The organism is Microbacterium sp. zg-Y818 (assembly GCF_030246905.1).
GTDB lineage: Bacteria > Actinomycetota > Actinomycetes > Actinomycetales > Microbacteriaceae > Microbacterium.
In genome coordinates, this window is sequence record NZ_CP126741.1 from 3,084,673 (window position 1) to 3,101,785 (window position 17,113).

The window sequence follows — 17,113 nt, forward strand, 5'->3', positions numbered from 1 at the left end:
CATGTCCCAACAGAGCTCGACGCTGCGCTCTGCCGCCCGTCGCACGGGCGGTCTGATCGCGGCATCCGTCCTTGCTGTCAGCCTCGCGGCCTGCAGCACCCCCTCGGCACCGGCAGCGGGCGGTGACGACGAGGCCGCAGGCGACAGCACCGGTGTGACCGACACGACCGTCACCGTCGGCACCCACACGCCGCTGACCGGCCCGGCCGCCGCCGGCTACTCGTCGATCTCCGCCGCCACGAACGCGTACTTCGACTACCTCAACGACCAGGGCGGGGTGAACGGGCGCACGATCGAGTACATCGTGAAGGACGACGGGTACAACCCGGCCAACTCGCAGACGGTCGTGCGGGAGCTCGTGCAGCAGGACGAGGTCTTCGCGATCCTCAACGGCCTCGGCACGGCGACCCACCAGTCGGTGCTGGACTTCCTCGACCAGAACTCGGTGCCCGACCTGTTCGTGGCATCCGGCTCGACCGCCTGGAACCAGCCCGAGACCTACCCGAACACCTTCGGCTTCAACGCCGACTACGTCGTCGAGGGCGCGGCGCTCGGCCAGTACGCCGCCGACGAGTTCCCCGACGCGGCGGTGTGCATGCTCGGTCAGGACGACGACTTCGGCGACGAATTCCTCGAAGGGCTGGAGATGGCCCTCGGCGCGGACGGCCTCACCGAGGTGCAGCGGTACTCGGTGTCGAACCAGGACGTCACCGCGCAGATCGGCGCGCTGCAGGCCGCCGGATGCGACATCGTGACGCTGGCGACCATCAACGGCTTCACCGCGCTCGCGGTCGGAACCGCGGCGCAGCTGGGCTGGTTCCCGCAGTGGTTCGGCTCCTCGTCGGGCGCCGACTACCCCACCCTCGTGGGCTACCTCGGCGAGGACATGGCGCCGAAGCTGCTGCAGGGCTTCACCGGCACCAACTACCTGCCGATGGCCGACGACGAGTGGGTCGAGCTCTTCCGCGAGATCAACACGGAGTACAACGGCGACGCCCCCTTCGACGGCAACACGATCTTCGGCATGAGCGTGGGGTACGTCTTCGCCGAGGCGCTGGCCGCGGCGGGCGAGAACCCGACGCGTGAGGCCCTCATCGAGGCGGTGCGGTCAGGCGACCTCGTGGGCAACGGCATCCTGCCGCTGGCGTTCGGTCCCGACAGCCACGCCGCGTATCTGGGCGTCGGCATCACGACGGTGGACCAGGGCGTGCAGGACTACATCGACGCGACCTACGAGGTTCGCGACGGCAGTGTGACGGCAGTGGACCCGCAGCCGGTGCCGCTGTCAGGCGCAGGAGTCCCCGGCGCCTGACGCCGAGCGCGTCATCCCACAACACCCCCTGACGGGCCCGAGGGCTCCGCCAGGGGGTGTTGTGCGTCTGGCGCGGCGGGCACGCGCAACGCCGCGCCGGGGGATCCCCCGGCGCGGCGTTCGTCCAGCAGGTTTCAGGTCAGGCGATGGGGCCCACCCCGGAGTCGGGGATCACGGCGGCGGCAGCGACGGTCGGCGCCGGCGAGAACCGCGCGACCAGCTCCCGCTTCAGCACCTTGCCGCTGCCGCCCAGCGGCAGATCCGCCAGCACGTGCACGGTCCGGGGGTACTTGTACGCCGCGATGCGCTCTCGTGTGAAGGCGATCAGCTCGTCGGCATCCACGCTGTGTCCGTCGTGCGGCACCACCGCCACGTGCACCTCCTGCCCGCGCAAGTCGTCGGGCACGCCGAAAACGGCTGCGACCGCGACGGCGGGATGCCGCGCGATCACGGCCTCCACCTCGGTCGGGTACACGTTGTAGCCGCTGCGCACGATCATGTCCTTCTTGCGGTCCACGATCGTCAGCACCCCGTCGACGAACCGGCCGAGGTCGCCGGTGCGGAACCACCCGTCGACGATCGTCGCCGCGGTCGCCTCGGGCCGCCCGAGATAGCCCTTGAACAGGTTGTGCCCGCGCACCACCACCTCGCCCAGCGCGTCGGGGTCGGTGAGCAGCGCGATCTGCTCCTCCTGCTCGGCATCGGCGATCGCCACGTCGACCCCCCAGAGGGGACGCCCCACGGTGCCGGGCCTGATCGGCTCCACCAGCGAGTTCGACGACACGATCGGCGCCGTCTCTGTCAGCCCGTAGCCCTCGTGCACATCGGCGCCGAAGACACCGCGGAACGCCTCGAGCACGGCGACGGGAAGCGCGGCGCCGCCCGAGACCGCGTACCGAAGCGGCGGCCGTGCCTCGCTGCGACGAGCGGCCTCCAGTATCCCGACGTACATCGTCGGCACCGCCGTGAACACGGTGGCCCCGTGGGCGACCATGAGGGCGAGCGCGTCGTCGGCGTCGAACCTCGGCAGCAGGATGATCGACGCCCCGACCCGGAACGCCATGTTCATCACGGCCGTCTGGCCGAACGTGTGGAACAGCGGCAGTCCGCCGAAGACGATGTCGCCGGAGTGCAGGTTGAACGAGTCGATGAGGGTGCAGTGCACCTGTTCGACGAGGGCCAGGTGCGAGCCGACGGCGCCCTTCGGGGTGCCTGTCGTGCCACTGGTGTAGAGGATCGTCGCCGGGTCCGACGGGCGCGTCGAGGTGTGACGGACGATCGGCTCCGCGGCGGCGGCCTCGTCCTCGAGGCGGGGCAGGTCGCCGGCCGGTGACGGCGTCCCGGCGGGCAGCAGCACCGTGACGACGGGGATGCCGGTGGCCGCCGCAGCCGGCAGCGCCTCGCCCAGCAGCGGGGCCGCGACGACGAAGAGGTCCGCCTCGGCATCCCGCAGCACGTACGCGATCTCCTCGGCCTTGAACAGCAGGTGCACGGGCACCACGACGGCGCCGAGCGACAGCGCGGCGTAATAGACGCGGGCGAAATCGGGCACGTTCGGCACGATCATGGCGACGCGGTCTCCGGGGCGGATGCCGCGGTCACGCAGGGCGCCCGCGTACGCGCGCACCTCGTTCCACAGCTGCGCATATGTCGTCATGGCGCCGGCGAAGAGCAGCGCCGGGCGGTCGGCGTGGCGCTGCGCGGATTCGGCGAGGATGCTCGCGACCGACAGCGTCGCGTAGCCGGGGTCGTCGATGGCGGGGTCGGGTCGGTGGGTCACGATGGTCCTTTCGTCGTTGAACGGAACTTCTGTCGAATACTCACTCGGCGATGCGAATACTCACTCGCGAGCGCAGCTGCGCGCGGCCGAGGCTGTTGAGGTGCACTTCGTCGGGGCCGTCGGCGATCCGGAGCGTCCGGATGCCCGCGAACAGCTCGGCCAGCGGGGTGTCCTGCGACACACCGGCCGCGCCGAACACCTGGATCGCCCGGTCGAGGATGCGCTGCACCGCACGGGGCACCGCGATCTTGATCGCCTGGATCTCGGTCATCGCCTTGCGGTTGCCGACGGTGTCCATGAGCCACGCGGTCTTCAGCACCAGCAGCCGCAGCGCCTCCAGCTCGATCCGCGCCTCGGCGACCCACTCGCGGATCACCCCCTGCTCCCCCAGGGTGCGCCCGAACGCGACGCGCTCGTTCGCCCGGTCGGTCATCAGCGCCAGCGCCCGCTCGCCCATGCCCAGCGCCCGCATGCAGTGGTGGATGCGACCGGGCCCCAGCCGCGCCTGTGCGATCGCGAACCCGTCGCCCTCCCCCGCGAGCAGGTTCTCGGCCGGCACCCGCACGTCGTCGAAGACGACCTCGGCGTGCCCCCCGTGGTCGCGATCGTCGTAGCCGAACACGGTCAGCGCCCGTTCCACGCGCACGCCGGGGGCGTCGCGGGGCACGAGGATCATCGACTGCTGACGATGCCGCTCGGCGTCGGGATCGGTCTTGCCCATCACGATGAAGATCGCGGCATCCGGGTTCATCGCCCCCGTCGACCACCACTTGCGGCCCGATACGACGCAGGAGTCCCCGTCGCGACGGATGCGCGTGCCGATGTTCGTCGCGTCGCTCGAGGCCACGTCGGGCTCGGTCATGCAGAACGCCGAGCGGATGCGGGCATCGAGCAGCGGCTCGAGCCACCGCTCCTGCTGGGCGGGGGTGCCGAAGTCGTGCAGCACCTCCATGTTGCCGGTGTCGGGGGCGGCGCAGTTGAACGCGACCGGTGCGAGCCGCGGGCTCCACCCGGTGATCTCTGCGATCGGCGCGTACTGCAGGTTCGTCAGCCCCGCCCCGTGCTCGCCCGGCAGGAACAGGTTCCACAGCCCCGCCGCGCGGGCGCGCTCCCGCAACTCCGTCACGATCGGCCGGAAGCCCCACTGGTCGGGCGTGGCATCCAGCTGCTCCTGCAGCACCGGCTCGGCGGGCACCACGTGCTCGTCGACGAAGGCGCGCGCCCGTTCGGCGAGCTGCCGGGTGGTGTCATCGTGGGCGAAGTCCATCAGAGCGCCTCCAGTCCTTGGCGGGCGAGGGGTTCCACCAGCGCGCCCATCCCGTCGAATCCGTCGCCGACGGTGTCGCCGGCGACGAAGCGGTAATGGATCCCCTCGAGGATCACCGCGAGCTTGTACGCCGCGAAGGCGCGGTACCAGCCGAGGTCGGGCAAATCCGTTCCGGCTTGCCGGGCGTACACTTCGGCGAGCTCGTCGAAGCGGGGGTAGCCGGCGGCTGGATCGACGGCGCTCGGGATCGCGCCCCCGAACGCGGCGGGAAGGGCGGCGATGTCCCAGTACAGCGCGAAGATGCCGAGATCCACGAGCGGGTCGCCGAGGGTCGCCATCTCCCAGTCGAGCACGGCTGACAGGCGCGGCTGCGCGCCGTCGACGAGCGCGTTGTCGAGGCGGTAGTCGCCGTGCACGATGCCGGAGCGCCGGCTCTGCGGCATCCCCTCGCCCAGGCGCTCCTGCAGCGCGTCGAGGGTGGGGGTCTCGCGGGAGCGCGAGGCGTCGAGCTGGCGCTTCCACGTCGACATCTGGCGCGAGAGGTATCCGTCGGCGCGGCCGAAGTCCGCCAGCCCCACGGATGCCGGATCCACGCCGTGCAGATCCGCGAGGGTCCGCACGAGGTCGGTGCTCAGGCGCGCCAGCCCCGCGGGGTCGTACCCGGCGTTGTGCCCGGGTGTGGACAGCACCCGCCCGGGTGCCCGCTCCATGACGAAGAAGGTGGTGCCGGTGATCGCCCCGCCGGTGTCGTCGACGACGTCCACGGCGACCGGCACGGGCACCGGTGTGGATGCCAGCGCCGAGATGACCCGGTGCTCGCGCCGCATGTCGTGGGCACTGGCGAGCACGTGGCCCAGCGGCGGGCGCCGCAGCACGAGCGGGCGGCGCGCGCCGTCGATCGCGTAGGTGAGGTTGCTGCGGCCGCCGGCGATGACGGTGGCGGTGAGGTCACCGTCTGCGAGGTCGGGGTGCGCACCGGCGAACCATTCGGTGAGCGCCTGCACGTCGAGCCCCGGCACGTCGGTCATCGTCGACCCCTCTCCGCGCCGCGTCGCGTCGCCCGTTCAGCATACCGCCTGGTCGGTTTGTGTCCAACCCGGCCGGTTCGGGGCGCGAAGCGGGCGCCCAACCCCGCAATCCACCGATTCGGGGCGCGTATCGGGCACCCAACCCCGTCAGACCCCGGTTCGGGGCGCGTATCGGGCACCACACCCCCCGATCCACCGGGTCGGGGCGCCGAACCCCGCAATCCACCGGTTCGGGGCGCGAATCGGGCACCGAACCCCCAACCCACCGATTCGGGGCGCGAATCGGGCACCGAACCCCCAACCCACCGATTCGGGGCGCGAATCGGGCACCGAACCCCCAACCCACCGATTCGGGGCGCGTATCGGGCACCGAACCCCGCCATCCACCGGTTCGGGGCGCGTATCGGGCGCCGAACCCCGCCATCCACCGGTTCGGGGCGCGTATCGGGCGCCGAACCCCGCCATCCACCGGTTCGGGGCGCGTACCGGGCACCCAACCCCGCAATCCACCGGTTCGGGGCGCGTACCGGGCACCGAACCCCGCCATCCACCGGCTCGGGGCGCGTATCGGGCGCCACAGCCCGCAGCGCTCGAACCGGCGTCCCGCCGGAACCTCAGCCGAGCAGCTGCGCCGCCACCGCAGCGCGCACGGCATCCGGCACGGGAACGGGCCGGCGACTCGCGGCATCCACGAACACGTGAACGAAACGCCCGACGGCGATGGGCTCGTCCTCACCGGGGCGCAGGATCCCGAGCGCCCACGTGATGCTCGTGGCCCCCAGCCGATCCACGCCGATCCCCACCTCGAGGGGCTCGGGGAACGACGCCGAGGCACGGTAGTCGCACGACGACGAAACGACGAGGGCGATCGCGGGAGAGGATGCCGGGTCGAGGCCTCCCTCGGCGATCATCCAGGCGTTGACCGCGGTATCCATCGCCTCGTAGTAGACGACGTTGTTCAGATGCCCGTACTGGTCGTTGTCGCGCCAGCGGGTCATGAACGGTCGGCGCACGCCGTAGTGCGGCATCGGTCCTCCAGGGGTCAGTCCGCGCGCAGCAGCACGCGGAACGCCGCGCGGGCGCGCGACGCGCTCGGCTCGTCGCCGGCGATCAGGTCGGCGTAGGTGAACGATTCGGACACGCGCACGAGCAGGTACGCGAGGCTGTGCACGTCGATGGCCCCGCCGAGCGGCTCCGCTCCCAGCTCGGCGCGGATCAGCCACTCCGTCGTCGCGACGTACCGACGCTGGATCTCGCTCTCGACCGTCGTGAGCAGGCGCAGCGCGCGGGCGGGCTCACGCCGCAGGAACTCGCGGAAATAGGGCGCGCGGTTCAGGTCGGCGACGAAGTGGGTGAGCAGCTCGGCGAGGCGGTCGGCGCCGACGCGGTCCGCCGTCGCGTGGTCGGCCTGCACCAGCGTCGGGACGGCGAGCGACCACAGCACCTCGCTCAGCAGGGCGTCGCGGTTGCCCACCCAGCGGAAGAGCGACGTGCGATCCACCCCCAGTGCCGCGGCGAGCGCGCCCATGTCGATGCGGTGCCCGGCGATGAACTGCTCGCGGGCGAGGTCGAAAGCCCGCCGCGCGTCGGAGTGGGATGCCAGCCGCGCCGAGAGCCAGGAGGGGGCGGCATCCACCCCCACGGTCGCGATGGGCGGCGCGACCGGCGCAGGCGTGGACATGCCGGAACTCTACCGCCGCGCCGGATGGATGCAACATCCTGAGAAATGTTGCATGATGGGCGTCACACCGGATCACCGACGATCGGAGAAGCGATGCCGCTCACCCTCACCCCACCCGCCGACGAGACGCACGCGCCGCCTGCCGCGCGCCTCGACGCCGACTTCTACGACCTGCAGAGCGCGCTCACCGACGCCGAGCGCGCGCAGCTCGGCCGCATCCGGGCGTTCCTGCGTGACGAGGTCGCCCCGCGGGCGGACGAGTTCTGGGAACGCGCGGAGAGCCCTCGTCACCTCTTCCCCCGGTTCGCCGAGCTGGGCATGCTCGGAGCCGGCATCCCCGAGGTCGCCCAGTACGACAACAGCGCCCTCTACCGGGGCTGGGTCGCCCTGGAGATCTCCCGGGTGGATGCCTCGACGGCCACGTTCCTCGGCGTGCACAGCGGCCTGGCGATGAACGCGATCTGGGTCGGCGGATCCGACGAGCAGCGGGCGCAGTGGCTGCCGCCCATGGCCCGAGGGGAGCTCGTCGGGGCGTTCGCGCTGACCGAGCCGCTGTCGGGATCCGACACGGCGCGGGGACTGCGCACGACCGCCACCCGGCGGACGGCGGCCGACGGCACCGACGAGTGGGTGATCGACGGCGCCAAGCGCTGGATCGGCAGCGCCGGATTCTCCGACATCACCGTCGTCTGGGCGCGTGACACCGACGACGGGGAGATGAAGGGGTTCATCGTCCCCACCTCCACGCCCGGGTACTCGGCGACCAAGATCGAGCGCAAGCAGTCGCTGCGGGCCGTTGAGAACGCCGACATCACGCTGACGGGCGTCGTCGTTCCCGATTCCCTGCGACTGCAGCGGATCGAGTCGTTCACCGAGGTCGCGATCGTGCTGCGGCTGACGCGCGCCGAGGTCGCCTGGCAGGGGCTCGGCAACGGCATCGGCGCCTACGAGGCGGCCGTGCGCTACACCGCTACCCGGGAGCAGTTCGGCAAGCCGATCGCGTCGTTCCAGTTGGTGCAGCACAAGCTCGCCACGGCGCTGTCGAACATCACCGCGTGCCTGGCGATGTGCACCCGGGTGTCGCAGCTGCAGGACGAGGGTACGCAGACCGACGCCCAGGCGGCGATGGCGAAGGCCTTCGTCACCGCCCGCATGCGCGAGACCGTCGCCCTCTGCCGAGAGGTGATGGGCGGCAACGGCATCACGCTGGACTACGGCGCGGCGCGGGCCTTCTGCGACGCCGAGGCGATCTACACCTTCGAAGGGACACACGACATGAACACGCTCATCGTGGGGCGCGAGATCACCGGCATCCAGGCGTTCACCTCATGAACGAGGCATACATCGTCGCCACGGCACGCTCGCCCATCGGCCGCGCGCGCAAGGGGTCGCTCGCCGACGTGCGCCCCGACGACCTCGTCGCGCAGATGGTGCAGGCGGCGCTGGATGGCGTCCCCGGGCTGGACCCGGCGCGCATCGACGACCTGATGATCGGCACGGGGCAGCCCGCGGGACGCCAGGGCATGAACATCGCGCGGATCGTCGCGGTGCTGCTCGGGCTCGACGGCGTGCCGGGGACGACCGTGAACAGGTACTGCTCGTCGTCGCTGCAGACGACCCGGATGGCGTTCCACGCGATCCGCGCCGGCGAGGGCGACGTGTTCGTGTCGGCGGGCGTCGAGTCGGTGTCGCAGTATGCGCACGGATTCGCCGACCTGCCGGAGGCGGTGAACCCCGCCTTCGCGGATGCCGCGGCGCGCACGGCCGCGCGCGGCGAGGCGGGGGCATCGGCCTGGGTCGACCCGCGTGCGGACGGCGCGCTGCCGGACGCCTACATCGCGATGGGCCAGACCGCCGAGAACGTCGCGCAGCTGCACGGGGTGACCCGCGAGCAGCAGGACGCGTATGCCGCACGGTCGCAGCAGCGTGCCGAGGCGGCGATCGCCTCGGGCTTCTGGGAGCGCGACATCACGCCGGTGACGCTCGCGGACGGCAGCGTGGTGACTGCGGACGACGGCCCGCGGGCCGGGGTCACCGAGGCCGGGCTCGCCGGGCTCGACCCGGTGTTCCGGCCGGACGGCACGGTGACGGCGGGCAACTGCTGCCCGCTCAACGACGGGGCGGCGGCCGTCGTGATCGTGTCCGGCCGGGTGGTGGACGAACTCGGGCTGCAGCCGCTGGCGCGGATCGTGTCGACCGGCGTGAGCGGGCTGTCACCGGAAGTGATGGGGCTGGGTCCCGTCGAGGCGTCGCGGCAGGCGCTGGCGCGCGCCGGGCTCGGAATCGACGACATGGACCTCGTGGAGATCAACGAGGCGTTCGCGGCGCAGGTGATCCCGTCGGCGCGGGAGCTCGGCATCGACGACGGCCGACTGAACGTGCACGGCGGCGCGATCGCGGTGGGACACCCGTTCGGGATGACCGGCGCCCGGATCACGTCGACGCTGATCAACGGGCTCGCCGCGACGGGCGGGCGGTACGGCCTCGAGACGATGTGCGTCGGCGGCGGCCAGGGCATGGCCCTGGTGCTGTCCCGCGACTGAGCGCTCGCTGCCGAGTGAGTATTCGTCGCGCCGAGTGAGTATTCGCGACGAGTACTCACTCGGCGGCGCGAATACTCACTCGGGAGCCTGAATACTCACTCGCGAGCGGGCACTCCGGCGGGCTCGGGGACCAGCAGCGCCAGCGTCTCGGCGATCAGCGCGGGCTTGCGTCCCCCGTCGATCTCGACGGTCGTGCGCATCCCCACCCGCACCCCCTGCGGCGTCTCGTCCGCCGACGCGAGCTCGGTCACCGCCCGCACGCGCGACCCCGCGAGCACTGGCTGCAGGAACCGCACCTTGTCGAGGCCGTAGTTCACCGCCATCGCGACCCCGCCCACCTGCAGCAGCCCCTCGGTCAGCCGCGGCAGCAGCGACAGCGTCAGGTACCCGTGCGCGATCGTCCCCCCGAAGGGCCCGGATGCCGCACGCTCGGCATCCAGGTGAATCCACTGTCGATCCTCCGTCGCCTCGGCGAACGCCGCGATCCGCTCCTGCGTGATCTCGAACCACTCCCCCGTGGCCGTCGCCCCCACGAGCCCGGCCAGCGCCACCGGCGACTCCGCCGCGATCATGCGCGCGGCCCGCCCGCCACGTACAGCACCTGGCCCGAGATGAATCCGGCATCCTCGCCGGCGAAGAACGCCACCGCCGTCGCGACGTCCTCGGGTGTCCCGCCGCGCCCCACCGGGATCTCCTTCGCCATCGCCGCAACGAAGTCCTCGAACGAGACCCCCATCCGCTCGGCGGTCGCTCGGGTCATGTCGGTCTGGATGAACCCCGGCGCCACGGCGTTCGCCGTCACCCCGTACCGCCCCAGTTCGATCGCCAGCGTCTTGGTGAACCCCTGCATCCCGGCCTTCGCCGCGGCGTAGTTCGCCTGTCCACGGTTACCCAGCGCCGACGTCGACGACAGGTTCACGATGCGCCCCCACCCGGCCTCGACCATGTGCGCCTGCACGGCCTTCGTCATGACGAAGGCGCCGCGCAGGTGCACGGTGATGACGGCATCCCAGTCGTCCTCGCTCATCTTGAACAGCATGTTGTCGCGGATGATCCCCGCGTTGTTCACGAGAATCGTCGGCGCCCCGAGCTCGGCGACGACCGTGTCGACGGCGGATGCCACGGCCTCGGCATCCGCGACGTTCGCCCCGACGGCGAGCGCGCGACCCCCGTCGGCTTCGATCGCGGCGACGGTGTCGGCGCACGAGGCCGCGTCGAGATCGAGCACGGCGACGGCGTGACCATCGGCGGCGAGGCGGCGGGCGGTCGCGGCGCCGATGCCGCGCGCGCCTCCGGTGACGATCGCGGTGCGGGAGGGAGAAGAGGAGGTCATACGGGTTCCTTTCGTCGGGATTGGAGTCAGAAGACGATGAGCTGGCGCAGCTCGCCGCCGGCGGCGAGACGGTCCATCGCGGCGTCGATGTCGTCGAGCCGGATGCGGGAGGTCACCAGACGCTCCAGCGGCAGCCGTCCCGCGCGCCACATCTCGACGTAGCGCGGGATGTCGCGAGCGGGCACGGCGGACCCGAGGTAGCTGCCGATCACGGTGCGCGCCTCGGCGGTCAGCTGCAGCGGCGACACCTCGGCCCGCGCATCGGGCCCGGGGAGCCCCACGGTCACCGTCGTCCCACCCGGCGCCGTCAGCGCCAGCGCCGTCTCGAACGCGCGGGCCGACCCGGCTGCCTCGATCGCGGTCGGGGTGCGGATGCCGCGCGCCACGGCATCCGCCGGCGAGAGCGCCTCCGTGGCGCCGAACTCTCGCGCGAGGTCGAGCTTGGCCGGCACGGCGTCGACGCCGACCACCTCGAGCCCGAGCGCGACGGCGACCAGCAGCGCGGCCATGCCGACCCCGCCGAGGCCCACGATCGCGATCGCAGAACCGGATGCCGGACGCGCGGCGTTCAGCACGGCGCCGCCGCCCGTGAGCACGGCGCAGCCGAGGAGCGCGGCGATCTCGGCCGGCACGTCGGGGGGCACCGGCACGACGGAGGTGCGGCTGACGACGGCGTGGGTGGCGAAACCGCTTACGCCGAGGTGGTGGAACACGGGCGCGCCGGCATCCGACCCGTCCTCGCTCCGGCGACGCAGTCGCGTGCCACCGCCGACGAGGGTGCCGGCGGTGTTGGCCGCGGTTCCCGGCTCGCACGGCAGGCGGCCGTCGGTCGCGCACCCCGCACACGCGCCGCAGCGGGGCAGGAATGTCATGACCACGCGGACGCCGGGGCGAAGGTCGCCCACCCCCGGACCCACCTGCTCAACGATGCCCGCGGCCTCGTGGCCGAGCAGCATCGGTGTGGGGCGCAGGCGGTTGCCATCGACGACGCTGAGGTCGGAGTGGCACACCCCGGCGGCTTCGATGCGCACGAGCAACTCGCCGGGGCCCGGCTGATCGAGCTCGAGGGGGCCGACGGTGAAGGGACGGGATGCCGCGAACGGCGCGGTCGCCCCCGAGACCTCGAGCACAGCTCCGGTGATCTGCATCCGAACCTCCTCGTTCGTTCGCGCGCGGCAGTGCGTGCTCGACAGCATACCGACTGCGCGGTATGTCCCGCTAACCGGTCGACGCCGGGCCGTCACGAATACTCACTCGCGAGCGCGAATACTCACTCGGGGGCGGTTTCTCAGCTTGCGGGGCGGGCGGCTGTCTAGCCTTGATCCATCATGGATGACCCTCCCTCTCATAGTCCCGCGCCCTTTGACTGCCTAGCCGCCAACGCGGCACGTTCAACGGTCAGGGGGTGTAAAGAGTGAACGAGTGGATCATGCTCGGCATCGGCTTGGTCCTCACCGTGGGAACCGGCCTGTTCGTCGCCAGCGAGTTCGCGCTGGTGAACCTGGACCGTCACGAGCTCGAGGCGCGACGCGCCCGCGGCGAGCGGGGCCTGGACGGCACCATCTCCGCACTGAGGATCACGTCGACCCACCTCTCCAGCGCACAGCTCGGCATCACGCTGACGACGCTGCTGACGGGCTACACCTTCGAGCCGGCGATCAGCAGCCTGCTGCGCGGGCCGCTGCTCGACCTCGGCCTTCCCGAGGGGGCGATCGGCCCGATCGGCGCCGTCACCGGCATTTTGATCGCGACGCTCTTCTCGATGATCATCGGCGAGCTCGTGCCGAAGAACTTCGCCCTGGCCGTGCCGCTGGCAACCGCCAAGCTCGTCACCCCCTTCCAGCGCGCGTTCACCGCAGTGTTCAAGCCGCTCATCCTGCTGTTCAACAACACCGCCAACGCCGTCATCCGCTCGGTCGGCATCGAGCCCAAGGAGGAGCTCTCGGGCGCCCGCAGCGCCGACGAGCTGTCCTACCTCATCCGGCACTCCGCGATGGCCGGGCTGCTGGACAGCTCCGACGCGCAGCTGCTGCGGCGCACGCTTCGCTTCGCTTCGCACGACGCCTCCGAGGTGATGACCCCTCGCGTGCGGATGGCCACCGTCGACATCTCCGACACGGCAGACACCGTCATCGCCCAGTCCCGGAGCACCGGGTTCTCCCGATTCCCGGTCATCGACGGCACCCCCGACCGCGTCGTCGGCGTCGTGCACGTCAAGCACGCGTTCGCCGTTCCGCTGGAGGACCGCGCACAGACCCGGGCTGACGCCCTCATGAGCGACGTGCGCACCGTGCCCGAGGGCATGGGAGCCGACCACCTGCTCACGGTGCTGCGCACCGAGGGCCTGCAGATCGCCGTCGTCGGTGACGAATACGGCGGCACCGCCGGCATCGTCACCCTCGAGGACCTCGTCGAAGAGATCGTCGGCGAACTCGAGGACGAGCACGACCGCACCCGCACCGGCATCCTGCGTTCCGGGCGCTCGGTCACGTTCGACGCCAGCTGGCGCCCCGACGAGGTGCTCGACCGCACCGGCGTCGAGATCCCCGAAGAGGGCGACTACGAGACGGCCGGCGGCTACGTCACCGACGTCCTCGAGCGCCTGCCCGAACTGGGCGACGAGGTGCGCATCGCCGCCGGCACGCTGCGCGTCGAACGCATCGACGGACACCGCATCGTGCGCCTGCGCTACATGCCCGACGACCCGGAAACCGATCTCAGCCTCATGACCGACCACGACAGAGCCCGCGAGAGCGTCCTGAAGGGAGCCCGCCATGAGTGAGGACGTCTGGGGCATCGTCTGGCTGTTCGTCCTGCTGATCGCAAACGCCTTCTTCGTCGGCGCCGAGTTCGCCGTCATCTCCGCCCGCCGCTCGCAGATCGAGCCCCGGGCGGAGCGGGGCAGCAAGGCGGCGAAGACCACACTGTGGGCCATGGAGCACGCGACGCTCATGCTGGCGACGAGCCAGCTGGGCATCACCGTCTGCTCGCTGCTGATCCTGAACGTGTCGGAGCCGGCGATCCACCACCTGCTGGAGATCCCGCTGGGACTCACCGGCCTCACGCCCGAGCTCATCAGCGTGGTGGCGTTCGCCATCGCCTTGGCGCTCGTGACGTTCCTGCACGTCGTGTTCGGTGAGATGGTGCCGAAGAACATCGCGTTCTCGGTGCCCGACCGCGCTGCGCTCATCCTCGCCCCCGCGCTGGTCGCCGTGGCGAAGGTGTTCAAGCCGGTCATCTGGACGCTGAACGCCGTCGCCAACGGCATCCTGCGCCTGTTCCGCGTGCAGCCGAAGAACGAGGCCACGAGCACCTACACGCTCGACGAGGTCGCCAACATCGTGGAGCAGTCGCGCCGCGAAGGCACCCTCGTGGATGCCTCGGGCACCCTCGCCGGTGCGTTCGAGTTCACCGAGAAGACCGTGGCCGACGTAGACGTCCCCCTGGGCGAGCTGGTGCTGCTGCCGGCCGGTGCGACGCCGGCCGACGTGCAGCGCGCCGTCGCCGAACACGGCTTCTCGCGGTACGTCATCGCGGGCGCCGACGGCGAGCCGGTGGCCTACGTGCACATGAAGGACGTGATGGACCTCGACGCTGCGGACCAGTTCCGCAGCCCCATCCCGGAGAAGCGGCTGCGTCGCCTCGCGACGGTGCACCGGGCGACCGAGCTCGAGGACGCCATGGCAACGCTCCGCCGGCGCGGCGCGCACGTGGCGCGCAGCCTGGATGCCGACGGCCGCACGGTGGGCCTGCTGTACCTCGAGGACGTCCTCGAGGTGCTGGTCGGCGAAATCGGGGACGCCACCGCGGCGACCGTCGCGTAGGTCGGCGGCGCGACGCGCGCGCCGCAACTCCTCGAGATCCGTCGAGCAGACGGCAGAACCGCCCCGCACAACCCGTGCGGGGCGGTTCTTCGAGGAGTTGCGGACGCGACGGCCCGGCAACGAGCCGCGCGCGGCCGCGTCAGTCCGAGTCCGGATGCCGCGGCCGCCACAGCACGAGGTCGGTGGCGCGCCGCACCCTCTTGCCGTGGCGCAGCGTGATGACGCCCCCGCTGGGGCCGGCGGCGAAGACGCGCGCGCCGGGACGGTTCTCGATCTCGGCGCGCACACGGTGCTCGAGGTCGCGCACCTGGCGCCGCAGCTCGCGCACCTGGTTCTCAAGCTCGACGATGCGTGAGATGGCGGGCAGGCTCATGCCCTCGGCCGACAGGCGGGCGACCTCCCGCAGCTGCTCGACATCGCGCGTCGAGTAGCGGCGCGACCCGCCCTGGGTGCGCGCAGGCACCACGAGGCCGATGCGGTCGTACTGACGCAGGGTCTGCGGGTGCATGCCAGACAGCTCCGCCGCGACCGCAATGGCGAAGATGGGCATGTCCTCGTCGATCTCGTCGTTCATGCCCTCACCCCCTCCTGCCGCCAGCGTAGGAGATGGCGCGAGGGGAGGAGTGGATGCCACGCATCCGTCCTGCGCCGCCCACATCTCCTACACTCACGACAGCACACACGGCAGACCTAGCCGCGCGCCTTCTGCATGAGGTCCGCCCGGGGGTTGTCCTTCGGCTCGAGCTCGTGGAATCGCTCGAGCGCTTCCCGCGCTTCTCCCTCGAGGTGCGACGGCACCGCGATCTGCACCTCGGCCAGCAGGTCGCCGGTTCCCTTGGTCGTCGCGACGCCACGTCCCTTGACGCGCAGCACGCGTCCGGAGGGGGTGCCGGGCGCCACGCGGAGCTTCACCGGGTCTCCCCCGAGCGTCGGCACCTCGATGGTCGCCCCGAGTACGGCCTCGGTGAAGGTCACCGGCACCGTCACCCGCAGGTTGAGCCCGTCGCGCGTGAACACCGGGTGAGGCCGCACGGTCACCGACACGACGATGTCGCCGTTCTCGCCGCCGTCGGGCGACGGGCGCCCGCGTCCGCGCAGCCGGATCTTCTGCCCGTCCTTGACCCCCGCGGGGATCTTCACCTTGAACGGCTTGCCGTCTTCGCCCTGCAGCGTGATGGTCTCGCCCTTGGTGGCGGTGAGGAAGTCGATCGTCGTGCGTGCGGTGACGTCGCCGCCCTTGGTCGGCCCGCCGAAACCGCGGAATCCGCCCGAGGTCTGACCGAACCGCCCGGACCCGAAGCGACCGCCCGGCTGCTGGTTGAACATCGAGAAGATGTCGTCGAAGTCGTCGGCGGACTGGAAGCGCGCACCGCCGCCGCGGCCCTGACCGAACATGCTGAAGACGTCCTCGAACCCGCCGGCACCCTGGCCGCCCGCTGTGAAACGGGCGCCAGAGCCCATAGCGCGGATCTGGTCGTATTCGGCCCGCTGCTCTGAGTCGCTCAGCACGGCGTACGCCTCGCTGATCTCCTTGAACTTCGCCTCGGCCGCAGCATCGCCCTGGTTGGAATCCGGGTGGTACTTGCGCGCCAGCTTGCGGTACGTCTTCTTCAGTTCGGCGTCGGTGACGTCCTTACTCACCCCGAGGACGGAGTAGAAGTCCTTGTCGAACCAGTCTTGACTCGCCATCGAGGTGCCGCCTTACTCGGCCGAAACGGCGACGACGACCTTCGCCGGGCGCAGCTCGGTGGTTCCCAGCCGGTACCCCACCTCGACGACCTCGAGGATCGTCGGGGTTTCGGTGCCGGGGGTCGGGGCCTGGAAGATCGCCTCGTGCTGCTGCGGGTCGAACGCCTCGCCGGCGGCGCCGTAGCGCTCCACTCCCAGCTTCGCCACGATGCCGCGCAGCTTGTCGGCGATGGCGGACAGCGGCGCGCCCTCGACCAGATCACCGTGCTTCTCAGCCCGGTCGAGGTCGTCGAGCACGGGCAGCAGGCTGCGTGCAACCGAACCGCGCGCGCGCTCGATCTCGAGTTCGCGCTGCGACTCGGTGCGGCGGCGGTAGTTGGCGTACTCCGCCTGCACCCGCTTGAGGTCCACGAGCAGGTCAGGCTCGTCACCCTTCGCCGAAGCCGCATCCGCATCGGCCCCGGCAGCCTCGTCCGACTGCACCGCGGCGAGGATGTCATCGATGGTCAGTTCCGCTTCGCCCTCGCCGTCGGCCGCGGATGCCGCAGCCTCTGCCCCGTGCGAGTCGGGGTCGGAGGCTCGCGCCTCCGACCCCTCGTCACCGGGGACCTCGTCGATGGGCTCTTCGAAGTCCTTGTCCGTCATGTCTTGATTCT

At 71.3% G+C, this 17,113-nt stretch carries 16 protein-coding genes; 5 read left to right on the forward strand and 11 right to left on the reverse strand.

The genetic code is table 11. The annotated features are described in order from the left end of the window. The first annotated feature begins 1 nt into the window (after position 1). A complete protein-coding gene (locus tag QNO21_RS14605; protein WP_257518540.1) occupies positions 2-1,312 on the forward strand; it encodes an ABC transporter substrate-binding protein in 1,311 nt (436 codons plus the stop codon). A gap of 139 nt (positions 1,313-1,451) precedes the next feature. Here the strand turns inward: QNO21_RS14605 and QNO21_RS14610 are convergent, their stop codons facing one another. The 5 genes from QNO21_RS14610 to QNO21_RS14630 form a co-directional block, all read right to left on the reverse strand. Further along, the gene (locus QNO21_RS14610; RefSeq protein WP_257518542.1) at positions 1,452-3,092 is read right to left on the reverse strand and encodes a long-chain-fatty-acid--CoA ligase; all 1,641 of its coding nucleotides are present in this window, start codon (positions 3,090-3,092) and stop codon (positions 1,452-1,454) included. Between the two features lie 40 nt (positions 3,093-3,132). Continuing rightward, positions 3,133-4,359, reverse strand: coding sequence for an acyl-CoA dehydrogenase family protein (locus QNO21_RS14615; protein ID WP_257518543.1), 1,227 nt, complete (start codon positions 4,357-4,359; stop codon positions 3,133-3,135). Continuing rightward, the gene (locus QNO21_RS14620; protein ID WP_257518544.1) at positions 4,359-5,387 is read right to left on the reverse strand and encodes a phosphotransferase family protein; all 1,029 of its coding nucleotides are present in this window, start codon (positions 5,385-5,387) and stop codon (positions 4,359-4,361) included. The genes QNO21_RS14615 and QNO21_RS14620 overlap by 1 nt, the downstream gene beginning before the upstream one ends. Positions 5,388-6,001: 614 nt before the next feature. Beyond that, positions 6,002-6,415: an acyl-CoA thioesterase gene (locus QNO21_RS14625; RefSeq protein ID WP_257514658.1), complete on the reverse strand. Its 414-nt coding sequence runs from the start codon at positions 6,413-6,415 to the stop codon at positions 6,002-6,004. Between the two features lie 14 nt (positions 6,416-6,429). Then, a complete protein-coding gene (locus tag QNO21_RS14630) occupies positions 6,430-7,068 on the reverse strand; it encodes a QsdR family transcriptional regulator (protein ID WP_257518545.1) in 639 nt (212 codons plus the stop codon). Positions 7,069-7,161: 93 nt separating this feature from the next. Here QNO21_RS14630 and QNO21_RS14635 point away from each other — a divergent pair, with 93 nt between their 5' ends. Next, positions 7,162-8,400: an acyl-CoA dehydrogenase family protein gene (locus QNO21_RS14635; protein ID WP_257518546.1), complete on the forward strand. Its 1,239-nt coding sequence runs from the start codon at positions 7,162-7,164 to the stop codon at positions 8,398-8,400. Then, positions 8,397-9,611 (forward strand): acetyl-CoA C-acetyltransferase, encoded by a 1,215-nt coding sequence (locus QNO21_RS14640; RefSeq protein WP_257518547.1) that lies wholly within the window; start codon positions 8,397-8,399, stop codon positions 9,609-9,611. The genes QNO21_RS14635 and QNO21_RS14640 overlap by 4 nt, the downstream gene beginning before the upstream one ends. 95 nt (positions 9,612-9,706) lie before the next feature. Here QNO21_RS14640 and QNO21_RS14645 read toward each other — a convergent pair whose 3' ends face one another. Genes QNO21_RS14645 through QNO21_RS14655 form a run of 3 tightly spaced genes read right to left on the reverse strand, consistent with a single transcriptional unit; the run spans position 9,707 to position 12,092 of the window. After that, on the reverse strand, positions 9,707-10,183 hold the full coding sequence (locus tag QNO21_RS14645) for a MaoC family dehydratase (RefSeq protein WP_257514653.1): 477 nt from the start codon (positions 10,181-10,183) through the stop codon (positions 9,707-9,709). Beyond that, entirely contained in the window at positions 10,180-10,944 is a 765-nt protein-coding gene (fabG, locus tag QNO21_RS14650) for a 3-oxoacyl-ACP reductase FabG (RefSeq protein WP_257518548.1), read from the reverse strand. The genes QNO21_RS14645 and fabG overlap by 4 nt, the downstream gene beginning before the upstream one ends. A gap of 26 nt (positions 10,945-10,970) precedes the next feature. After that, positions 10,971-12,092: an alcohol dehydrogenase catalytic domain-containing protein gene (locus QNO21_RS14655; RefSeq protein WP_257518549.1), complete on the reverse strand. Its 1,122-nt coding sequence runs from the start codon at positions 12,090-12,092 to the stop codon at positions 10,971-10,973. Positions 12,093-12,358: 266 nt separating this feature from the next. On the opposite strand from QNO21_RS14655, the gene QNO21_RS14660 reads away from it, so the two are divergent. Both QNO21_RS14660 and QNO21_RS14665 read left to right on the forward strand, forming a co-directional pair. After that, entirely contained in the window at positions 12,359-13,726 is a 1,368-nt protein-coding gene (locus QNO21_RS14660; protein ID WP_257518550.1) for a hemolysin family protein, read from the forward strand. Then, the gene (locus QNO21_RS14665; RefSeq protein WP_257518551.1) at positions 13,719-14,768 is read left to right on the forward strand and encodes a hemolysin family protein; all 1,050 of its coding nucleotides are present in this window, start codon (positions 13,719-13,721) and stop codon (positions 14,766-14,768) included. Before QNO21_RS14660 ends, QNO21_RS14665 begins: the two co-directional genes overlap by 8 nt. 139 nt (positions 14,769-14,907) lie before the next feature. Here QNO21_RS14665 and QNO21_RS14670 read toward each other — a convergent pair whose 3' ends face one another. From QNO21_RS14670 to QNO21_RS14680, 3 genes are all read right to left on the reverse strand, one after another. Continuing rightward, positions 14,908-15,342 (reverse strand): heat shock protein transcriptional repressor HspR, encoded by a 435-nt coding sequence (locus QNO21_RS14670; RefSeq protein WP_257518552.1) that lies wholly within the window; start codon positions 15,340-15,342, stop codon positions 14,908-14,910. A gap of 116 nt (positions 15,343-15,458) precedes the next feature. Beyond that, entirely contained in the window at positions 15,459-16,457 is a 999-nt protein-coding gene (locus tag QNO21_RS14675; RefSeq protein ID WP_257518554.1) for a DnaJ C-terminal domain-containing protein, read from the reverse strand. Between the two features lie 12 nt (positions 16,458-16,469). Further along, complete coding sequence (locus QNO21_RS14680; RefSeq protein WP_257518555.1) at positions 16,470-17,102, reverse strand: nucleotide exchange factor GrpE; 633 nt, start codon at positions 17,100-17,102, stop codon at positions 16,470-16,472. Positions 17,103-17,113: the final 11 nt, after the last annotated feature.

What these genes read in the sequence shown, in the direction of transcription:
- QNO21_RS14635 (WP_257518546.1), top strand. Translation starts at nt 7,162, where the DNA reads ATGCCGCTCACCCTCACCCCACCCGCCGACGAGACGCACGCGCCGCCT.
- QNO21_RS14605 (WP_257518540.1), top strand. Translation starts at nt 2, where the DNA reads ATGTCCCAACAGAGCTCGACGCTGCGCTCTGCCGCCCGTCGCACGGGC.
- QNO21_RS14625 (WP_257514658.1), bottom strand. Translation starts at nt 6,415, where the DNA reads ATGCCGCACTACGGCGTGCGCCGACCGTTCATGACCCGCTGGCGCGAC.
- QNO21_RS14675 (WP_257518554.1), bottom strand. Translation starts at nt 16,457, where the DNA reads ATGGCGAGTCAAGACTGGTTCGACAAGGACTTCTACTCCGTCCTCGGG.
- QNO21_RS14680 (WP_257518555.1), bottom strand. Translation starts at nt 17,102, where the DNA reads ATGACGGACAAGGACTTCGAAGAGCCCATCGACGAGGTCCCCGGTGAC.
- QNO21_RS14665 (WP_257518551.1), top strand. Translation starts at nt 13,719, where the DNA reads ATGAGTGAGGACGTCTGGGGCATCGTCTGGCTGTTCGTCCTGCTGATC.
- QNO21_RS14620 (WP_257518544.1), bottom strand. Translation starts at nt 5,387, where the DNA reads ATGACCGACGTGCCGGGGCTCGACGTGCAGGCGCTCACCGAATGGTTC.
- QNO21_RS14670 (WP_257518552.1), bottom strand. Translation starts at nt 15,342, where the DNA reads ATGAACGACGAGATCGACGAGGACATGCCCATCTTCGCCATTGCGGTC.
- QNO21_RS14640 (WP_257518547.1), top strand. Translation starts at nt 8,397, where the DNA reads ATGAACGAGGCATACATCGTCGCCACGGCACGCTCGCCCATCGGCCGC.
- QNO21_RS14630 (WP_257518545.1), bottom strand. Translation starts at nt 7,068, where the DNA reads ATGTCCACGCCTGCGCCGGTCGCGCCGCCCATCGCGACCGTGGGGGTG.
- QNO21_RS14655 (WP_257518549.1), bottom strand. Translation starts at nt 12,092, where the DNA reads ATGCAGATCACCGGAGCTGTGCTCGAGGTCTCGGGGGCGACCGCGCCG.
- fabG (WP_257518548.1), bottom strand. Translation starts at nt 10,944, where the DNA reads ATGACCTCCTCTTCTCCCTCCCGCACCGCGATCGTCACCGGAGGCGCG.
- QNO21_RS14615 (WP_257518543.1), bottom strand. Translation starts at nt 4,359, where the DNA reads ATGGACTTCGCCCACGATGACACCACCCGGCAGCTCGCCGAACGGGCG.
- QNO21_RS14645 (WP_257514653.1), bottom strand. Translation starts at nt 10,183, where the DNA reads ATGATCGCGGCGGAGTCGCCGGTGGCGCTGGCCGGGCTCGTGGGGGCG.